Genomic DNA, 19,062 nt, shown 5'->3' on the forward strand with positions numbered 1-19,062 from the left:
GAAACGGTTGGAAGTGAAAGTTTATTTTTTAAATTGACATTTGAAAGGAGGAAGAGGGATGAAGTGTCCATACTGCGACTACGCAGGCACGAAAGTGCTGGACTCCAGACCGGCGAACGAGAACAAGTCGATTCGCAGACGTCGTGAGTGCGAGCAGTGCAAGAACAGATTCACAACGTTCGAGATGATTGAAGAGACGCCGCTCATCGTTATTAAAAAGGATGGAAGCCGGGAAGAGTTCAGCAGGGACAAAATATTGCGAGGTCTGATTCGGGCATGCGAGAAGCGGCCAGTTCCGGTAGAACGGCTGGAAGTAATCGTATCGGAAGTCGAGAAGGAGCTGCGGACGACAGCACACGCTGAGATCGACAGCAGCGAGATCGGCACAATCGTCATGAATCTGCTCTATCCCGTCGATGAAGTAGCATACGTGCGCTTCGCATCCGTATATCGCCAATTCAAAGATATCGACATGTTCATGAAGGAGCTGAGCAGTCTGCTGTCGAAGCATCCGATGAACGACAGCGATCAGAACGGTTAATGATTGATGAGGGGGCCATCATAGGAAGGAAATGGGCGGATTTCATTGATGATTTGATGGAGAAGTCCCACGCTCAGGCGCCATGACCTGCGGCAGCTCGATGAGCTGATGATGGATACTGCCCCCGAGTTGAAGCGGACTGTTGTTCGCCGGCTCTGCATTACAATGATCGGATATAGGGAGGTGCCCTCGAAGTGGGCTTCCTCTCTCCGTGGAGTATGGGTATATTATCCATGCTATCGACAGCAGTTAGGTGTGATTTGTTTAATGGTGCGTCAATTCAGTGGCGACTAAGATACGCAAAATAATGCATGAAAAGATGTATTGACAATCATTACGCTCGTATGATATTATCAATCTTGTCGCTGATTCGGGCATTTCTTCTAGTGTACCTGGAAGAAAAGCTTAAGTTAAGGCGAAATTGCAATTATATCACGGGGCCTTAGCTCAGCTGGGAGAGCGCATCGCTGGCAGCGATGAGGTCAGGGGTTCGATCCCCCTAGGCTCCATACCCAATAAAGCCGCTAAACACAAGGGATTCCGAGTGTTTGGCGGTTTTTTCTATGCTTGAAATGGGACTGATGGTCACAGTACCGATTTTTTTGGAGAAAAATCGAGAACTTTGAGCGCTTGAGCGTATATGAGAACATCGTGTTTCTGCATAAAAAAAGCAATCGCCTTGTCCTTTTGAATAAGGGCAAGGCGATTATATGCTTTGGTTCAACACCTCAGTAAAAGGCGGTTAGTTAATTGAAGTGTTATTATTGAATCGATTTGAGCGATTCAACTTCTGTTGTAGAGAGTCCGCTGGCTTTTGTGATGATCTCAACATCAAGTCCCAATGAAAGCATGTTCTTGGCAATCTCGATGGCTTTTTTGCGCTCTCCTTTAGCCATACCTTTTTCCGTCGCCCACTCAATCATGGACGCCTCGTCATGCAAATACTTTTGCCGCTCCTCATATAAGCGGCGAGCCTCCTGATCCTGGCTTAGAAACTCCAGCGTGTCCATCGCTTTCTTCAATGTGGGTTCGTTCATCTTCAGCACCTCCCAACTTGATTTGTCAGCTCCTTTTAGGAACAGCAGCCAATTAATCAATCCGCCCTCCAGAGGAATAGCCTGATCGTTTAACTTGGTCAGTTCCATGAAATGCACCTCGATATCGTCAGATAATTCAAGGCCCGTATGATCTTCCCTTAAATGAAACACATTATGATAACGATCGTTTGGAATAAAGGAGTAGTTCAAGATATTGATGGTGACGCATTTCTTTAGTTCCTTGTAGGTCTGCCCTTCTTGCAACTGGCTGGAGTAGCGTTTACTCCAGTAATAAAGCGTCCGTTTCTCGATATCGTATTTATTGAAAAGCTGCATCTCGATGTTAAGCAGCTTGCCTTCCACCGTCTTCGCCCAAATATCAAAGATGGACTGTTTGTCGAGCGGAGCGTCTTTATCCGTATATGGATTGAGTAGAACGATTTCCGTTAAAGGAGCTTCGCCGGATTCCGCAAATGTACGATTCAGGAAAGCGAGAAGTACATCCTTATTTTCTTCACTGCCAAAAATACGTTTGAAGACGAAATCATTCCGGGGATCAAGCAGTTCCGGCATTTGACAATCAATTCCATTTCTTCTTATTATACCATGCTTTCAGACTGATTTTGAAGGTGGTGTCGAGGGTCAACCAAAAAGCATACTGCCGAATTTTTTAGCGGTTTCTTTGTGAACGGAAGGTAAGACATGGCTGTACGTGTCTAGAGTTACACGAATGTCAGAATGTCCTAATAATTCCTTGACTACCTTTGGATTGATATTGCGGTTTGGAACTTCAGCCTTCTTCATAAGTGAGTAGAAGGAACGGAGTAGATTTCGTGGATTAATAGGGGTGCCTCTTTTGGTGGAAATGACAAGATCATGATCTTGAAAGTCCGATCCAGCTGCAAGTTTTAGCTTTTTGTATTTCTTGCGTTGATCTTTTAAAATATCTAACGTCCGATCAACTAAGCTGATGGTTCGTTTGCTGCTTTTTGTTTTTGTATCCTGATAAATTTTTTTACCATCGTGGCTCAAGGTTTGGCGAACATGCAGGACACCTTCGTCGAAGTCTATGTCTTTCCATCTTAGTCCTAATATTTCGGATTGACGCATTCCAGTCGTTAGAGCCAGTTCAAAAGCGATATATAGTTCATGCTTTTCGGATGCTTTAAGAAATCGAGTTGTTTCATTTAAGTCCCACACCATCATTTCTTTGCTGGGAACTTTTGGAGCCTGAGCCTCCTCTGCTGGACTAGAGGAAAGATACTTTCTCTTTACTGCCGTTTTGAACGAGCTTTTTATTATTTTATGGATATCCTGAATTGAGCGCTCAGATAATCGACTGGAATTAGAGAGATGGGCATAAAATTTCTCAATCATTTGGGTAGTTCGAAGCGGTCGTCAGTTTACCTTGAAGCTGGCTGAGTCGTTCCAAAACCGCTGGGTGTGGCTTCGAATGGAACGAAAAAGTATATTATTGGAATGATTGATAATCCCAAAATAAGTATTGGAAACTCCGTTGCCCCTTCATGTGGGGAGGGGGAAGTTGTCTGCAATTTCTACAAAGACTCTAAACTTGTTGAAAAATCACCACCATAACTGGATGATATTTCCTACCTCGCTTTTAGGAGAAGCTTGTACTTATGCACTTTCGTAATTCAGGTTGAAGTGAAGCTGAATATAACGCGGCACTTCTCACATTTGCAAAGAGCGATTACACAACTATAGGAGTAAGGGTTACTCTGTGGTATAATTTGAGTAGAATTTGGTGAGGTGATGTCACAATGACAATTGCTGAACATAAAAAATACATTGGACAAATGGATGAGTACATTAGGAAGATAAAAGAAGAATCGCCCGAAGAATCTTTGGGTTTTTTAAATAAAGCCGGTATTGTTGATAAAAATGGCAAGCTCACGCCACAGTATCAGGAAAGATGAGCCAGTGAAAATGACTAGTTGTGAGGTGGTGTTCAATTGAAAAAGCTCGAAGGACATCAAGCGGATGTGATAGAGGGAATTATGAATGATGGAGAAACCATATTTGAAATAAAAGGCGTAAGGTATGAAATCTCGACTATTTCCGAGAAGGATATGCGGAATACGACTGTTAAAGAAGATGTGGAAAGTGACCCTGAACTAATGGAAATACTGATGCAAGCGAAAAGAGATATTCAATCGGGGAATTACTACACATCCGATGAGATGCGTGAAATGATTCGCAGAGGCGATTTATAAAGTGAAGTATATTTGGTTGGACACGTCACGAGAGGCTTTTAATAGTATCTGGAGCCGTCATTTTTCAGAACAAGAAATTGTTGAATTAAGCTTAGACTTCTTGATCGGATAGAAGGTAAGATTGCTTTAATGCAAACCAATGCCAGTAAACAAGTCACATTGGCAGGGCAGTTATAAAATTATTGTTGATAAATTTGTTGTGTATTATTCCTTTTCAGAGGATATGAACGTATGCTATATCGAATATTTTAAGCATATGAGCCAGATATAATAAGGTTAATTATCAATTTGAAAATGACACAGGTTATCGGTTGCGACCGCTTGCTTGTGTTTTGTCTTATGTAAGGCTATTCGTGCTCGGATGGGAATCATTCAGAGTCACATTACCTGGTCCTGCGATAACAACGGATAAACCTTGGCAGCGATGAGATCAGGGGTTCGATCCCCCTAGGCTCCATACTAACAAGAACGCCATCACAATTTATGATGGCGTTTTTTGTATGGGGCCCCGCAAGGGGGCCAACTCCGGGGTTCAGTCCGCGCGCAAGGAATGAAGAGAGTAGTCATCGTAGGCCTGCTTCAAATGCTGACGAAGCTTAGTCGATGAGGACTTTTAGCGGTAGACAGAAACGGCAGAGATGCCGCTTTTTTCTTATTTGCGTTCCTGTAATTAACAGCTTCTTTTGATTCTGGCGAAAAAGCGCTTGGTGTCTGAGATGTGCAAGGTGTATGATATCGAAAAAGGAAGTGGCGACTCTGGACTCTGCGCAGTGGAGGAGTGGAGGTTCCTTTCGGAAACCATTGGAATTTAACGATTTTCGTCGGAGGTGAGGTTCGTGGTAACTATTGATGAAGTTCGAAGCTTGGCGTTATCCTTTCCAGAAACGGAAGAATTCGAGCATTGGGGAAAGCCTTCCTTTCGCGTACGGAACAAAATTTTTGCGGTCATTCAACCGGACGAGGTATCTCTGGTAATCAAAACTACAATAGACGACCGACTGGCTTATACAGCAATGGCGCCCGAGGTCTTTCGTATGCCCGATAGTTTCAATAACCTGACTTTCATGATCGTTCGTATAGATCGTGTGAAGCCCGATGAGTTTCGAGATTTGCTTATGCTGGCATGGAGACTTGTATCTCCTAAAAAAGTTGTGAAGGCTTACGCTGAAAGCGAGAAGACAGGAGATAACGATATTTAATTGAAGGAGTTATGATTATGACAAATGTCTTATTCACGCGACAACAACATTAGATGGATACATGGCCGACAAAGTTGAATTGTTAACTCTTACACTCTGTATGCTTTTCGATATTCGGATGGATTAATACTCGTTTCTCTGAGGAAAACACGACTTAAATAAAAAGCGCTCTGGTAGCCGCATTGCAAAGCAATGTCCTCAAGAGAGTCCTCCGTTTCCACTAACAGGCTTTTTGCTTTTTGTATTCGCAGGGTAGTCAAGTATTTAATCGGGTTTACTCCCACTTCCTTCTGGAATTTGCGTGTGAACTGGGATTGGCTTAATCCAACATGAGAACTAACAAAATTCATGCTGATACTTGTTGATGCATTTTCATTGATGTACCGTAAAGCTTCGATAATTGAAGGATCCTTCGGCATTTCATTTCTTTTATGATAGGTATTTTCTTCGATGTACTGATATAAGATGTCATTTAAGAGATGGTTGATATAATGATAAGAATTAGATTCCAGCGAATGCCGCATGGAGACTAAGGAAGATAGAAAACGAGATGAATTTCGGAATAAAAGTTTTCCATGGTACGGAAAGTCGATCTGATTGCCATGCAAGTCGGTTGCTTTAACATGAAAACGAATAAAGTGAAAAGCAATGGGGGAGTCGGTGGCCCTATGCAGTGTGACGTTGGGAGGACAGAGTACGGCCTCGCCCACTTTAACTTCGCCTGTTTCTTCTCCTATGGTATAACGAAAGGATCCCTTCTCTGCGGTTAACAGTCCCCACTCCTTATAGGTTCTGTACGGATAGCGAAACCTTTCTAATAATCCAGAATACAAGTAAATGTGCAATTTTGTATCAAGAGATAGTATATAAGTGTTCATAGCGTATTCTCCTCCGTGCAAAAAAGGATATGATTATCACTTATTATAGACATGTTATTAAAAAATACAATAATTTATACTTGGATTGAAGTCAGCAGTTAAATATGAATTCATAGGGGGAAACAGGCATGAATAAAAAATTGAAATCGTCGTTTTTTACCGGATTAATGGTATTGTTGATGATTGCAGTAGTGACAGGTGCTTGCAGTTCTAATTCGAACAACGGAAACGCGAACACCAACGCGGAGAAGCCGGTGAGTAGTCAAACGGAAACACCGACGTCGGATGAGAATAGCCCGAAAGAAGAGGAGCCGGCGCTAGGGTTAGAGCCTGCAGAAATTGTGATTCACTCCAGCAGCGGTTGGACGGAAGAAGCATTCAACGCTCGGTACGGAGACAAGATACGTGAGAAGTTTCCCCAACATAACATTACTTATATTCAACATGGTAACGGTGTAAATTACAATTCCTTGATTGCAGGCGGAACGGAAATTGATATTTACTGGGAATCTGTAGCTCAATTTTCAAATGCATTGCAAGTCGAAATGCAATATGACATGACCGATCTGATCAGTCAGCATAAGGTAGATACTAGTAAAATTGAACCCACTATGATGGAGGCCATGAAGTCTATCTCTAACGGAGGTATGTATGCGCTTCCGGTACTGAATAATACGATGTCGTTGTATTACAATAAAGATTTATTTGACAGATTCGGTGTGGATTACCCAACTGATGGGATGTCATGGGACGATATACTTAAATTGAATCGACAATTGACCCGTGTAGTTGATGACAAGCAGTATGCGGGACTCGGCTTTGTGTTTGGACATCTTCTCCGGATGAATCCATTCTCACTGCCTTACGTTGATGCTGAAACCGATAAGGTAACGCTTAATGACTATGAATTCTGGAGAACGCTTTATGACACATTTATTATCAGAACAGCTCAGGCTCCGGGTTATCAGGACTATTTGCGCGAGAAGAATAATTTCCCTGGTGTTGCCAACTTCGTGAAGGATCAAGATGTAGCTATGATCGCTGCAGTGGCGAATACTCATTTGAATTTTGACATGTCTCACTTTAATTGGGATCTAATAGGGCTGCCAGAGTTTAGCGCTGCGCCGGGAGTGGGTCCACAGCTATATCCGACCTACTGGGGAGTGTCGACTGTTTCCACTAGCAAAGCACAATCCATGGAGATTATAAAGTATCTGGTTTCGGATGAATACCAAACTGAGGTGGCTAAAAGCGGTGCGTTGCCTGTAGTCACAAGTGATGCGGTTATCGAATCCTACGGGCAGGATACGAACTTCACAGATAAAAATATACGATCCGCTTTTTATGATAACCCGGCAGCGATCTCCCCGAAATCAGCCTATGATACCAAGGTCGAGGCGCTGTTCAGAAAAAATATCTTGCCCCTCGCGCTTGGCGAGACAGATCTTAATACTGAATTTAGAGTTGCCGAAGAGGCGGCTAACAAGCTAATCGAAGAGCTTAAGCAATAGGTCAGCTTATTCTTAAAAGATAGAGTATGTTTATATAGGAGTGGAAATGTTGAAGATCACTGGAAATAAGGCATCGTATGCAGGATTGCTGGAACGATGGGTACGAGGGATGAAGCCATACTTGTATCATTGTCCAGATCGGCCCGACTTATGTTGTTATGGCACAGGAGAAGGGGATTGGGGAGTCCAGACGAATCAGAAGGCATTTGCAGCTGTAGCTATGCTTGCTGTCGAGGGAGACAATCTTATCGTTCATGCCGGAATGTCCAAAGAAGAGCTTACCAAATTGGCTGTAAAGTTACTAAGATTTTCTTTAGAGAGCCACCTGGAAGGGAGCTATCACTGTACGGATGGCTCCTCCTGGGGCCATACATGGATCAGTGCGCTGGGAATTGAGCGCATGATGCATGGCGTCGATGCGATAGATGGCTATTTAATGGATAAGGATCGATTGCTGCTTAGGAAAGTATTGATTTCTGAATGCGATTGGTTGCTGGATCGTTACACGATTATAGCGGGGATGTATCATGAAGAACACAGAAATAAGCCGGAGAGCAACTTGTGGAACGGGTCGCTTCTATATCGTACAGCTCTAATGTATCCGGATGCTCCTCGCGCTGCAGAGTATAAAGATAAAGCGGACCGTTTTCTAGTCAATGCGATATCGGTTTCCTCTGATGCTCTTAGCGATACGCTATATAATCACAGGAAAGTATCAGATCTGCATATCGACGCCAATTTTTTTGACTCCTATGCCTTGAATCATCATGGGTACTTGAATGTGGGCTATATGGTCATTTGTCTGTCTAATGCGGCGATGCTTCATTTTAAGTGCCGATCCATGGGATGGGCTGTGCCTGAAGCATTAACTCACCACCTTCAAGAGCTGTGGGAGGTTGTCAAGGCCTTTACTTTTCCAGATGGTCGTCTATTGCGAATTGGCGGGGACACGCGCATTCGATATTCTTACTGTCAAGACTACGTTATACCGGTGTGGCTGCTGGCGAGGGATCTATATGAGGACCACGCATGCAGCGATTTGGAGACCGGTTGGTTGAAGCAGATCGTCAGAGAGATGGATGCAAGCGGAGATGGAACCTTCTTCTCAGCTCGTTGCACGTCATTGGCCCGACGCTCTCCGTTATATTTCACCCGGTTAGAATCTGATCGAGCAGCCGCCCTGTCTATGGGGCTGGCTTGGGAGTCATTGATAGGATCCGTGCCATCAGTGGTGGAAGAGCACCAACCCGTTCACTATAAATGGCATGATTCCTATCACGGCGCTTACTTGCAACGAAGTGAAGATAGGATTGCTTCCTGGGTATGGAGAGCGGCTGAGAAACCTCAAGGTTTATGCGTTCCTTCGGATGCCAGCCATATGGCGGAATGGCGGGAAAACTTGGCAGGCGAGCTAAAAGGACTAGGACAAGTAACGGAGCAAAAAATAGATTGCTATGGCGGAGATACATTCGACGATGGATTCATTACATGGGGAAGCACGGTTATTAACACGAGAGGATTATTGGCTGAAGGCAAGCAAGAAGAGGATATTGCCCGCAATAAAATCGTTTGCGCCGTTCTCCCTGACAACACACATATGGTAGTTCTGCAACAGGCAAAGACGCTGAGTCGCAGGTGCTTTGTTCAGAGTGTGAAGGGACTTCATCTGGTTGTTCCTAATGATATTTTTAATGATAATTACCGAAAGTATACGTTCGAAGGCGGTTCTATAGATGTACAGGGGATGGGAAGCATGGAGGAAGCCATGCTTACAGGTTCGCAATGGATCAATATAGATAACCATCTGGGAATTATCGCTGCGTATGGCGCTGAGGAACTCACGATCTACCGACCGGGTAAACGTCAGATTGGACTAAAACACGACAGAGAAGAGGGGAGCTTATACGCAGATGAGATCTGCGGCATATGCGAGATTGGATTGCAATCGTTCGATGCCAATCAGGAGATCTGGGACGCTGGCTATATTCTTCAATCGAATCGTGATGGTGACTATACAGGTGAATACTGTCGAGATGCGGGAAAGCTCGTTATCCCAGACTTTAACCATCCGGATCTCAGGGGAGTGGAGCTTCTTGGAGCAGACGGTCAGCGATATATGGTGATTGCTAATTTCGGAATGGAAGCAGTACAAGTCAATATACCGGATAAGACAGAGCTGCAGGATCTTACAGATCATTCGCTCATTCAATCAGAAGCGAGTGAAGGGATCCTACTGACTGTTCCTGCCGGGGAAGGAAGGATCTATCGGGTTCCGGGGGGATTAGGAAGATGAACTTTGAAAAACAGCTAGGGGTACCTATTCACTCGGTACACATCTGTGCAGCCGTATACACTTCCCAATCGCCATTTGGAGCCGTCATTTTTGCGGTTTCTTCAGGACAGCCTTGTATTCTGCATGTCATAGATGTGAAGGAAGGCCTGTGTATTCATCGTGCTGAAATCCCGGACAGTCATACATGTTGGGGCGTGCAATGGCAGAGCGGCGCGCTGTACATAGCGGCAAGCACCAAGCTCTTTCGCTATATTCCGGGAGGCGAAGTGGAGGATCTGGGGGTGCCGATCGAAGGAGAAACCTACTTATGGCGGTTGATTGGCGATGGAAGCAGGAACATCTACGGAGGTACCTACCCTACGGGACGTGTATATAAATTTGACACAGTCACCGAACAGTTTACGGATTATGGTTCTATGGCGGACGGTCAGGCATACGTTCGCAGTCTTGCAGTGTATGATCAGACCCTCTACGCCGGATTAGGCTCGGAGAAAGCGGATATCGTAGTACTGAATCTTGACACCGGAGGTCGCTCTCTATTATCTATGCCTGCGAAGCTGCAAGAAGATACCTTTGTATATGATCTTGATGTTTCATTTCCTTATTTATATGCTCGCTCTACTCCGTCTAACACGGTATCGATATACAATCTGCAGCAAGAGCAATGGGTAGATGAGCTTGATGGAGGAGATGGTCTTAATATATCGCCTGCGAATGGTGAAGGATCTGTATATCTTATCGCAAATAATAAGTTAATGCGCTATGTACCGGAGCTTCGAACTAAGACGCCAATAGCCCTATCCTCGAAGAGGTCGAGAGGTTTCGGCTGGTTGCACTGGGATCAACCGGGATTCCCGGGTGAAAGTCTCCTTAGCATAGAAGAAGACGGTACCTACTGGATATACAATCCTTATACCCATCAGCATGTGGTCAAAACGCCAAGTCTCACTGGCCCTCCTACAAAATTGCAATCATTCTCTACAGGAAACGCAAGGTATGTAGGTATAGGCGGATACTTCTCTGGTGGCTTAGCGGTCTGGGATTCAAAGCTGGAGAAGATGAGTACTTTCAGCGGTATAGGTCAAATAGAGCATATGACTTTTCATCAAGGGAAGCTCTACATGGGAGTGTACCCGCATGGAATATTGTATGGCTATGATCCTGAGGAGACATGGGAGGCTAAACACAATCCAGAGTACCTATTCAGCCTGTCCGACATGTCGCAGGATCGTCCATTTGCCATAGTGTCAGCGGGCACCTTGATTGCTATCGGGACAGTACCCTCTTATGGCAAACGAGGGGGAGCGCTAACTCTCCTTGATCCGTTAACCAAAGAGTGGGAGATATTCCGAAACGTTGTAGAAGAGCATAGTGTGATCGCATTGGCTTATAACGACGGATATCTGTATGGAGGAACTTCGGTATGGGGAGGCTTGGGCAGCACGCCAGCCGGCGGAGACGGTAAGTTATTTGTATGGGACATGGAAGAGAAGAAGGTCGTATGGGAAGGTGTGCCGATTGTTGGAGAAAGAGCGGTAACGGCTTTATGTTTCGATGAGAGCGGTGTATTATGGGGGGCGACCGCAGGGAAGCTATTCCGCTTCGATACGAGATCGTTGACAGTAACGTCTTGTATCGATGTAGCCCCTTATCAGTGGGGCAGCACTTCTCATTGCTGGAGAAGCGGGTTTTTGGCCAGGCACACGGATGGTTTCATATATGGCAATATCCTTAATCAACTGATCCGACTTGATCCGATCTCAGCGGAAGTCACGATCCTTGGAGACGACGCTCATTTGTTTGCCCTTGACGGGAACGGAAGTATTTACTTTGCTCGTGGTCCTGCTTTGTATCGATTGCAAAGCAGTATGGCGGATACACCTATACCGCATCCAATGACAATTAGGAAGGAGTGAGCAGAGATTATGTTATGGCAATCTGCAATCGATGACGCATTAGCCAAGACGCGGGCGAACCTTATGCGTCACAGCGGGCTCTATCCGCATATAACATCGGAGAAAAGATATAATTGGGGTGAAAATGGAGACTGGATCGAAGGGTTTTATACCGGGATGGTATGGCTTTGCTATGAATATTCACAGGATGCTTTCTTCAAAGATGCGGCAATGGAGCAAGTAGACAGTTTTAGAGAGCGCCTCGAGATGAAGCGAGCTATCGATCATCATGATATCGGCTTCTTGTATCTTCCATCGGCTTTAGCTGCTTGGATAGTGACGGGAGATGAAGAGGGCAGACGGCTCTCTTTGGACGCTGCCGACCATCTGATGACGAGATGGCGTGAGAGTGGTCATTACTTGCAGGCCTGGGGGCCGGCAGGAGATGAGGTGAACGGGGGACGTATCATTATCGACTGCATGATGAACATCCCGCTTCTGTATTGGGCCACCGAGCAAACTGGCGATGAACGCTATAAGCAAGCTGCATTAATCCATGCCGACAAGAGCCGTCGTTACCTGATGCGAGGAGATGATTCCTCGTACCACACCTTCTACTTCGATCAAGCTAGCGGCGCTCCGCTCGGCGGCGGGACGCATCAAGGCTATCATGACGGATCTACCTGGGCGAGAGGTCAGGCTTGGGCGATCTACGGCTTCGCGCTGTCGCACCGATACACCGGCGATGAGCGCTATCTGGAATCCGCACAGCGGGCAGCGCGTTATTTCCTAGACCATCTGCCTGAGGATAAGGTGGCTTACTGGGATTTCGACGCACCTATCGACGGTGATACGCCGAGGGACAGCTCGGCTTCTGCTATCGCTGCTTGCGGGATGCTGGAGATTGTCTCGCATCTGAAGGAGGAGGACCCCGAGCGTCAGCTATTAATGGACGCCGTGGCTTCATCCATGACCTCGCTTGTGGAGCACTATGCTACGCAAGGCGAAGAGGATGCCGAAGGGTTGCTCCGCCATGGCTCCTATCATGTTCGAGGCGATCTGGGGCCTGATGACTACATGATCTGGGGCGATTATTTTTATTTGGAAGCTTTGCTTCGCCTTGAGCGGGGCATAACAGGCTACTGGTACGAGCGCGGAGGGCGGATGCCTGACTCCAAGTCATGAGCAGCCTGGCGCTGAATGAGCAAGAGAAGGATGAGCGAGATACTACCTCTGCTCATCCTTTTGCTTCTCTATTCATGTTGTGACAGTTGGGAAGGCGCGAAGCTTATCTTTACACCAAATTCACACACGGTCATTTACAATGTTGGATATATAGGAAACGCTTTCAAGTGATGCAGGTTGTTGCTTGGGTGCATTACGGGGAAATGAGGTGCTGCGGAGTGGCGCGAATTTTGTTCAATCATGTGTATAAGAAGTATGGGAAGGACAACACCTATGCGGTTAAGGACTTCAATCTGGAGATCCATGACAAGGAGTTCGTCGTCTTCGTCGGACCATCGGGCTGCGGCAAATCCACCACACTGCGCATGGTAGCCGGTCTCGAGGATATCAGCGAAGGCGAAATGTTCATCAATGACGAGAAGATCAACGATCTACCTCCGAAGGACAGAGACATCGCGATGGTGTTCCAGAATTATGCGCTGTATCCCAATATGAGCGTATACGAGAATATCGCCTTCGGTCTGCGGCTGCGCAAGATGCCGAAGCACGAGATCGATCTTAACGTGAGGCGGGCGGCCCGAGTTTTGGAGATCGAGCAGTTCCTGCTGCGTAAGCCGAAGCAGCTCTCCGGCGGTCAACGCCAGCGTGTGGCGCTCGGTCGGGCAATTGTGCGCAATCCGCAGGTGTTCCTGATGGACGAACCATTATCTAATCTGGACGCCAAATTGCGTGTGCAGATGCGGACTGAGATCATCCGCTTGCACAAACAGATCGGCGTCACCACCATCTACGTAACGCACGACCAGACGGAAGCGATGACGATGGGTAACCGCATTGTCGTCATGAAGGACGGTGTCATCCAGCAGGTGGATACACCGGAAGGTATCTACAACTTGCCGAACAATATGTTCGTGGCAAGCTTCATCGGATCGCCTCCAATGAATTTCATCACCGGGAAGATCAAGGAACACGGGGGGGAGCTGGAGTTCCATACGCGCCGCTTCACACTCGGGATTCCGGAAGGGAAGGCGCGGGCGCTCCGCGAACGCAATCTGGTCGACCGCAGCGTGATCCTCGGTGTACGTCCTGAAAATATCAGCAACGAAGCGAACGTTCATGAGGAGCATCCGAACGCCACGTTCCACGGCGTCCACAAGTCGAATGAACTGATGGGCGCCGACCGTTTTCTCTATATCGACGTCGGCACGGAGCAGGATATGATCGTTCGCGTCAATCCGCGTCATCAATTCGGCGACGAGGAGAAGGTGCATCTGGCGATGGACATGCACAAGGCGATCTTCTTCGATCGCGACAGCAACGAACGCATTACGGATTGAGGAAAGGGTGAGAACCATGATTGTGGGCAATCAAAACCGGAGCTCCGGTAAGGGCAGGATAACGATGTTCCTGATGGCGATCACGCTCTCGCTAACGCTGCTAGCCATGAACGCATTGTTGGGGCCGGGACCGGCAGAGGCGGACGATGTAGGAGAAGCAGCCGGTGATGAGTACAGCGCGTTGAACGATCTGTACGCCTTCATCGAGGAGCAATTCGGCTCGATGTACCACGTCGTTAGCCAGGAGTGGCGGGAAGCCGGCATCCCTGATGGCGGACAAAGCTTCAGTATCCAGGCCAAGGATTATACAGCGGCATCGAGTGAAACAGAACTAAGTGTGCAGATGTACAACGGCACCGAGCAAGCGTTGGTGTGGCGCAATACGCGGGACAACTGGGTCGAGTACGAGGTGGAGGTGCCCGAGACCGGTCTGTACGAGATGGTCGTGCGCTACCACAGCTATAGCGACGATAACGAGAGCCCATCGTATCGTCCCGCTACGCTGGCCGTCTCATGGGATGGCAAGTTTCCGTTCCGGGAAGCCCGCTCGATCAGCTTTCCGAGATTTTTCCGGGACGAGATGCCCCTTAAGCTCGACCGGTTCGGCGATCACGTCCGACCGAAGCCGATCGAGATCAATCGCTGGGCGGAAGTCGCCGTCACTGATCGCGAGGATTCGTATACGGGGCCGCTGCTGTGGAACCTGACCGAGGGTAAGCATGTCTTGCGCTTCCGAGGCTTCTCCCCGCTCGTTCTGGATACGATTCAGTTCAGGCCGCCCGGCAGTGTGCCAGACTATAAGCAAGCATTAGCGCAGTATCCGGCCTATGAGTCTTTCGAAGCCGAACCCATCGTGATCGAGGCTGAGCATATGGCCGAGAAAAACGAGGTGTCGATCCAGATATTAAGCGACCAGGACGCCTTCATGACACCGCAAGCAGACGGTGACGCGATCTTCAATGGCGTAGGGGGCAATCGCTGGAACGACAGCGGCGAGACGATCACTTGGGAATTTGCCGTCGAGCGGGACGGATGGTACAACATTGCGCTGAGGGCGCTGAATAACCTACAGTCCAACGTCACCTCCTTCCGCAAGATCATGATCGATGGAGAAGTACCGTTCCGCGAGATGCTGGCTTACGGTATCCCCTATAGCGGCAGTTGGCAGAAAGTAGTCATCGAAGATGAAAAGCAAGAACCTTATGCCTTCTACCTGGAAGCCGGCAAGCATACGTTGTCGATGAGCGTAACCTACTCGCCGCACAAAGAATTGCAGGTGTTGCTGGAGCAAGTCATCCAGGAGCTGGGTATGGTCTCTCGAGACTTGCAAGTGCTGACCAAGGGAGACGACGACCCGAACCGCACCTGGGACATCGAAATGAATTTCCCTGAAATTCCGGAAGCGCTTGTTCGCATCCAATCCACACTAACTACGATGGCCGACCTCTGGCTGGAGGGCAATGGCGAAAAGGACAACAACTATCAGTCGCTGCTGACGTCTATCTCGGATCTCGACGATCTGGTCAAATACCCGAACAACATTCCGAGCAAAAAGGATACGCTGTCAATGGTGCAATCCAAGGTAGCGTCCATAACGAATTCATTGACCAAGATGCCGATGTCGCTGGATCAGATTATGCTGGTGCCGCATAAGGATAAGTTTCCGCGGATGACAGCTAACTTCTGGGAAAAGACGCGTAGCGGGATCATGAATTTCGGGCGTTCCTTCACCGAGGACAACACGCTCTCTGATAATGAGGACGACGTGCTGAATGTATGGATGGCGTATGGCCGTGACTATGTCAACCTGTTGCAGGAGCTGGCCGATCAGTACTTTACGCCGCAGACAGGCATCCCGGTTAAGATCGATCTGCTGCCGCGGGAGGAGCTGCTCGTATTGGCCAATGCAACGGGTGAGGCACCGGATGTAGCGCTCGGGATCAACGAAGGGAGGCCGTCAGAGTTCGCCTTCCGGAACTCGGCAGTGGATCTGTCGACATTCGAGGGGTTCGACCAGCTTATGGAGAATTTCGCTCCGGGCTCAATGTTGTCTTACTACTATGACGGCGGGTACTATGCTGTGCCCGAGACAGTGCAACTGAAGATGATGTTTTACCGCAAGGATATACTAGACCATCTCGAATTGGAAGTGCCGAAGACGTGGGATGACGTCTACGAGATGTTACCGACGCTTCAGCAGGATGGGTATAACTTCTTCATCCCTACAGGCGAATTCCTGACCTTCGTCTACCAGAACGGAGCGGACTTCTACGCCGAGGACGGCATGAGCACCGGGTTGGACTCGCCGGAAGGCTTCGCGTCGTTCAAGCAAGTGTCTGAGCTATTCAGCCTATACGGAATCGAACGTCAGATCCCGAGCTTCTATCAACACTTCCGAGATGGTGACATGCCGATCGGCATCGCCGATCTGAATACGTACCTTCAGCTGCTCGTCGCTGCTCCTGAGCTGACGGGATGGTGGGGCATGGCTCCGATTCCCGGCATACCGGGCGAGAACGGCGAGATCGAGCGCTGGTCCGGCGGCAACATCGGGATGCTGTCCCAGGGCTTAGGCGGCTTCGGCGGAGCCGGTCTGGCGTCCGGCACGGGGGGACAAAGCTCGGCGATGATCATGAAGAAGTCGCCCAATCCCGAGTGGGGCTGGAAGTTCATCCAGTGGTGGATGTCATCCCAGATCCAGGAGCAGTTCGGCTCGGAACTGGAAGGCTTCTACGGCCCCGCATTTCGTTGGAATACGGCCAACATCGACGCATTCGCGCGGCTGCCGTGGACACCGGAAGAGCTGGACCCGCTGTTAGAGCAGTGGCGTTGGTACAAGTCGATGGTCAACGTCCCGGGCTCTTACTTCATCCCACGGGAGCTGAACAATGCCTGGAACCGGACGGTCATTGACGGGATGAACTATCGCAGCTCGCTGGAGAAGGCCGTGCTGAACATCAACCGTGAACTAATCCGCAAACAAGCGGAGTTCGGCTTCAGGGACGCGTCCGGCAAGATCATCGATACGTTCGACCTGCCGAAGGTCGACAGGCCATGGGAAGGAGTGGAACGCTATGTCAACAACGGATCGTAAAGTTCATTCATTGGTCAACAACAACCGTTTGACCATGATGGCTCAGGAGATCTGGCGACACCGGCTGTCGTATTTTTTCATCGCGCCATTCGTTATTTCCTTCGCAATCTTCATCCTGATCCCGGTACTGGCTGCGATGGGACTCAGCTTTACCTATTTCAACGGGATGGAGATGCCTCGGTGGGTCGGATGGAAGCATTACGAGTATTTGTTCTCGCAGGATTCCCTCTTCCTGCAGTATGCGTTGCCGAACACGATTAAGTTCGCGGTCATTGTTGGTCCAGGGGGCTACATCGCTTCTTTCATCTTGGCCTGGTTGATCGCCCAGATCCCGGACAATACAAGGATCTGGTATGTAATTGCCTTCTACGCGCCGTCCCTGGCCGCCGGCGTAGCGATGTCGATCATCTGGATCCCCCTCCTGTCGGGGGATCGAATCGGGTACTTGAACAGCTTCCTGCTCAACTTCGGGTTCATCGCGGAGCCGCGACTATGGGTGCTCGACCAGAAATACTTGATGAACTCGATGATCGCGGTAACCTTGTGGTCATCGATGGGAGTCGGTTTCCTCGCCATGCTGGCGGGAATCCTGAATGTGGACAAGACTCTTCATGAAGCTGGCCGCATCGATGGAATCCGCAGCCGCTTGCAAGAGGTATGGCTGATCACAATCCCGTCTATGAAGCCGCAGATGCTGTTCGCGGCGGTCATGGCAATCGTGGGAGCATTCAAGGCAGGTTATATCGGAGTAGAGCTCTCAGGTCAGAACCCTACCCCGCAGTATGCAGGCAACCTGCTCGTAAACCACGTGGAGGATTACGGCTTGATCCGCTTCGAGATGGGATACGCCTCCGCCGTGTCCGTTGTGCTGTTGATCATCATATTCCTGGCCAACCGACTGAGCTGGAGATTGTTTGGAACGAAGGGTGATGAGTGATGAGAAGTCTCGTTTTGAAAGTGCGCAATATAGCATCGCTGAGGCGCAGTGACTCGCGATTGTTCGGATGGGATCGATCACAGATCTTGATTGCGATCCTATTGTTCGGCCTAGGACTCATTATGCTGCTGCCATTAATCTATATATTCAATCATGCTTTGAAGCCATACTCGGAGCTATTCATCTTCCCGCCGAATATCTTCGTCATGAATCCGACGCTGTCCAATTTCACCGAGCTCTTCGTCGTTACGAGAGACTCGACGATCCCGGCCTCGCGTTACTTGTTCAACAGCATCCTGATCGCGGTCTTAGCCACTGTAGCGGTAACCGTCGTCAGTGCGCTGTGCGCCTATCCCTTGGCGAAACACAAATTTCCCGGAGCGAGGGCCTTATTCTTCGTAATCATCGTTTCCTTGATGTTCGTGCCCGAGACGATGCAGATTCCGCGCTATGTGGTTGTGTCTTCACTTGGCATCATGAACACCTACTGGGCCCATGTGCTGCCGCACGTCGCGGCGCCGGTCAGTGTGTTCCTGATGAAGCAATTCATGGATCAGGTGCCTAATGAATTGCTAGAAGCTGCTAGAATAGACGGTGCCCGCGAATTCACGATCTTCCTGCGCATCGTCATGCCAGTGTGTATGCCGGCCGTTGCCACAGTAGCGATCCTGCAGTTCCAAAACATATGGGGCAATAACGAGACATCAATTCTGTTCATGACGGACGATGCGATGAAGACGTTCCCTTATTTCCTGCAAACCTTAACCCAGAACCTGGCCAACTCAGTAGCTCGGCAAGGAGCTGCCGCAGCCGCTTCCCTGGTGATGATCGTGCCGACGCTAATCGTCTTCCTGGTGTTCCAACGGAAGGTTATCGCCACGATGGCCCATTCTGGTATCAAATAAAGTAAGAGAGGGGGGA

General features: G+C 48.5%; 15 protein-coding genes and 1 tRNA gene. 13 read left to right on the forward strand and 3 right to left on the reverse strand.

Annotation, left to right across the window (positions count from 1 at the left end):
* Nucleotides 1-58 precede the first annotated feature (58 nt).
* Together nrdR and ACFQ2I_RS03050 are read left to right on the forward strand one after the other, a co-directional pair.
* Nucleotides 59-541 carry a transcriptional regulator NrdR gene (nrdR, locus tag ACFQ2I_RS03045; RefSeq protein ID WP_377562111.1) on the forward strand — a complete coding sequence of 161 codons (483 nt, stop codon included), beginning with the start codon at nt 59-61 and terminating at the stop codon, nt 539-541.
* Nucleotides 542-977: 436 nt separating this feature from the next.
* Nucleotides 978-1,050 (forward strand) — tRNA-Ala (locus tag ACFQ2I_RS03050).
* Nucleotides 1,051-1,302: 252 nt separating this feature from the next.
* Here ACFQ2I_RS03050 and ACFQ2I_RS03055 read toward each other — a convergent pair.
* Both ACFQ2I_RS03055 and ACFQ2I_RS03060 read right to left on the reverse strand, forming a co-directional pair.
* A complete protein-coding gene (locus ACFQ2I_RS03055) occupies nt 1,303-2,151 on the reverse strand; it encodes an Rpn family recombination-promoting nuclease/putative transposase (protein WP_377562112.1) in 849 nt (282 codons plus the stop codon).
* A 69-nt stretch (nt 2,152-2,220) separates the two neighbouring features.
* On the reverse strand, nt 2,221-2,955 hold the full coding sequence (locus ACFQ2I_RS03060; protein ID WP_377562114.1) for a tyrosine-type recombinase/integrase: 735 nt from the start codon (nt 2,953-2,955) through the stop codon (nt 2,221-2,223).
* A gap of 404 nt (nt 2,956-3,359) precedes the next feature.
* Between ACFQ2I_RS03060 and ACFQ2I_RS03065 the strand changes: the two genes are divergently transcribed.
* The 3 genes from ACFQ2I_RS03065 to ACFQ2I_RS03075 all read left to right on the forward strand — a co-directional run bounded on the left by ACFQ2I_RS03065 (nt 3,360) and on the right by ACFQ2I_RS03075 (nt 5,011).
* Entirely contained in the window at nt 3,360-3,515 is a 156-nt protein-coding gene (locus ACFQ2I_RS03065; protein ID WP_377562115.1) for a hypothetical protein, read from the forward strand.
* Nucleotides 3,516-3,551: 36 nt separating this feature from the next.
* On the forward strand, nt 3,552-3,812 hold the full coding sequence (locus ACFQ2I_RS03070; protein ID WP_377562116.1) for a hypothetical protein: 261 nt from the start codon (nt 3,552-3,554) through the stop codon (nt 3,810-3,812).
* 836 nt (nt 3,813-4,648) lie between these two features.
* The gene (locus tag ACFQ2I_RS03075; RefSeq protein ID WP_377562117.1) at nt 4,649-5,011 is read left to right on the forward strand and encodes an MmcQ/YjbR family DNA-binding protein; all 363 of its coding nucleotides are present in this window, start codon (nt 4,649-4,651) and stop codon (nt 5,009-5,011) included.
* An 89-nt stretch (nt 5,012-5,100) separates the two neighbouring features.
* Here the strand turns inward: ACFQ2I_RS03075 and ACFQ2I_RS03080 are convergent, their stop codons facing one another.
* Nucleotides 5,101-5,889 (reverse strand): helix-turn-helix domain-containing protein, encoded by a 789-nt coding sequence (locus tag ACFQ2I_RS03080; protein ID WP_377562118.1) that lies wholly within the window; start codon nt 5,887-5,889, stop codon nt 5,101-5,103.
* A gap of 128 nt (nt 5,890-6,017) precedes the next feature.
* On the opposite strand from ACFQ2I_RS03080, the gene ACFQ2I_RS03085 reads away from it, so the two are divergent.
* From ACFQ2I_RS03085 to ACFQ2I_RS03120, 8 genes are all read left to right on the forward strand, one after another.
* The gene (locus tag ACFQ2I_RS03085) at nt 6,018-7,400 is read left to right on the forward strand and encodes an ABC transporter substrate-binding protein (protein ID WP_377562119.1); all 1,383 of its coding nucleotides are present in this window, start codon (nt 6,018-6,020) and stop codon (nt 7,398-7,400) included.
* Nucleotides 7,401-7,449: 49 nt separating this feature from the next.
* The gene (locus ACFQ2I_RS03090) at nt 7,450-9,693 is read left to right on the forward strand and encodes a hypothetical protein (protein ID WP_377562121.1); all 2,244 of its coding nucleotides are present in this window, start codon (nt 7,450-7,452) and stop codon (nt 9,691-9,693) included.
* Nucleotides 9,690-11,609, forward strand: a complete 1,920-nt coding sequence (locus tag ACFQ2I_RS03095) for a WD40 repeat domain-containing protein (protein WP_377562123.1) — start codon at nt 9,690-9,692, stop codon at nt 11,607-11,609. Before ACFQ2I_RS03090 ends, ACFQ2I_RS03095 begins: the two co-directional genes overlap by 4 nt.
* 9 nt (nt 11,610-11,618) lie before the next feature.
* Nucleotides 11,619-12,773, forward strand: a complete 1,155-nt coding sequence (locus ACFQ2I_RS03100) for a glycoside hydrolase family 88 protein (protein WP_377562124.1) — start codon at nt 11,619-11,621, stop codon at nt 12,771-12,773.
* A 218-nt stretch (nt 12,774-12,991) separates the two neighbouring features.
* On the forward strand, nt 12,992-14,110 hold the full coding sequence (locus tag ACFQ2I_RS03105) for an ABC transporter ATP-binding protein (protein WP_377562125.1): 1,119 nt from the start codon (nt 12,992-12,994) through the stop codon (nt 14,108-14,110).
* 16 nt (nt 14,111-14,126) lie between these two features.
* Nucleotides 14,127-17,204, forward strand: coding sequence for an extracellular solute-binding protein (locus ACFQ2I_RS03110; protein WP_377562127.1), 3,078 nt, complete (start codon nt 14,127-14,129; stop codon nt 17,202-17,204).
* A 34-nt stretch (nt 17,205-17,238) separates the two neighbouring features.
* The gene (locus ACFQ2I_RS03115; RefSeq protein ID WP_377562955.1) at nt 17,239-18,141 is read left to right on the forward strand and encodes a carbohydrate ABC transporter permease; all 903 of its coding nucleotides are present in this window, start codon (nt 17,239-17,241) and stop codon (nt 18,139-18,141) included.
* On the forward strand, nt 18,141-19,046 hold the full coding sequence (locus ACFQ2I_RS03120; RefSeq protein WP_377562129.1) for a carbohydrate ABC transporter permease: 906 nt from the start codon (nt 18,141-18,143) through the stop codon (nt 19,044-19,046). Before ACFQ2I_RS03115 ends, ACFQ2I_RS03120 begins: the two co-directional genes overlap by 1 nt.
* The last annotated feature ends 16 nt before the right edge of the window (nt 19,047-19,062 follow it).

Origin of the sequence: Paenibacillus chungangensis, assembly GCF_042675905.1 — a bacterium.
In the GTDB taxonomy this organism is placed as follows: Bacteria; Bacillota; Bacilli; order Paenibacillales; family Paenibacillaceae; genus Pristimantibacillus; species Pristimantibacillus chungangensis.

What these genes read in the sequence shown, in the direction of transcription:
- ACFQ2I_RS03065 (WP_377562115.1), top strand. Translation starts at nt 3,360, where the DNA reads ATGACAATTGCTGAACATAAAAAATACATTGGACAAATGGATGAGTAC.
- ACFQ2I_RS03115 (WP_377562955.1), top strand. Translation starts at nt 17,239, where the DNA reads ATGATGGCTCAGGAGATCTGGCGACACCGGCTGTCGTATTTTTTCATC.
- ACFQ2I_RS03080 (WP_377562118.1), bottom strand. Translation starts at nt 5,889, where the DNA reads ATGAACACTTATATACTATCTCTTGATACAAAATTGCACATTTACTTG.
- ACFQ2I_RS03095 (WP_377562123.1), top strand. Translation starts at nt 9,690, where the DNA reads ATGAACTTTGAAAAACAGCTAGGGGTACCTATTCACTCGGTACACATC.
- ACFQ2I_RS03100 (WP_377562124.1), top strand. Translation starts at nt 11,619, where the DNA reads ATGTTATGGCAATCTGCAATCGATGACGCATTAGCCAAGACGCGGGCG.
- ACFQ2I_RS03110 (WP_377562127.1), top strand. Translation starts at nt 14,127, where the DNA reads ATGATTGTGGGCAATCAAAACCGGAGCTCCGGTAAGGGCAGGATAACG.
- ACFQ2I_RS03055 (WP_377562112.1), bottom strand. Translation starts at nt 2,151, where the DNA reads ATGCCGGAACTGCTTGATCCCCGGAATGATTTCGTCTTCAAACGTATT.
- ACFQ2I_RS03060 (WP_377562114.1), bottom strand. Translation starts at nt 2,955, where the DNA reads ATGATTGAGAAATTTTATGCCCATCTCTCTAATTCCAGTCGATTATCT.
- ACFQ2I_RS03120 (WP_377562129.1), top strand. Translation starts at nt 18,141, where the DNA reads ATGAGAAGTCTCGTTTTGAAAGTGCGCAATATAGCATCGCTGAGGCGC.
- ACFQ2I_RS03085 (WP_377562119.1), top strand. Translation starts at nt 6,018, where the DNA reads ATGAATAAAAAATTGAAATCGTCGTTTTTTACCGGATTAATGGTATTG.
- nrdR (WP_377562111.1), top strand. Translation starts at nt 59, where the DNA reads ATGAAGTGTCCATACTGCGACTACGCAGGCACGAAAGTGCTGGACTCC.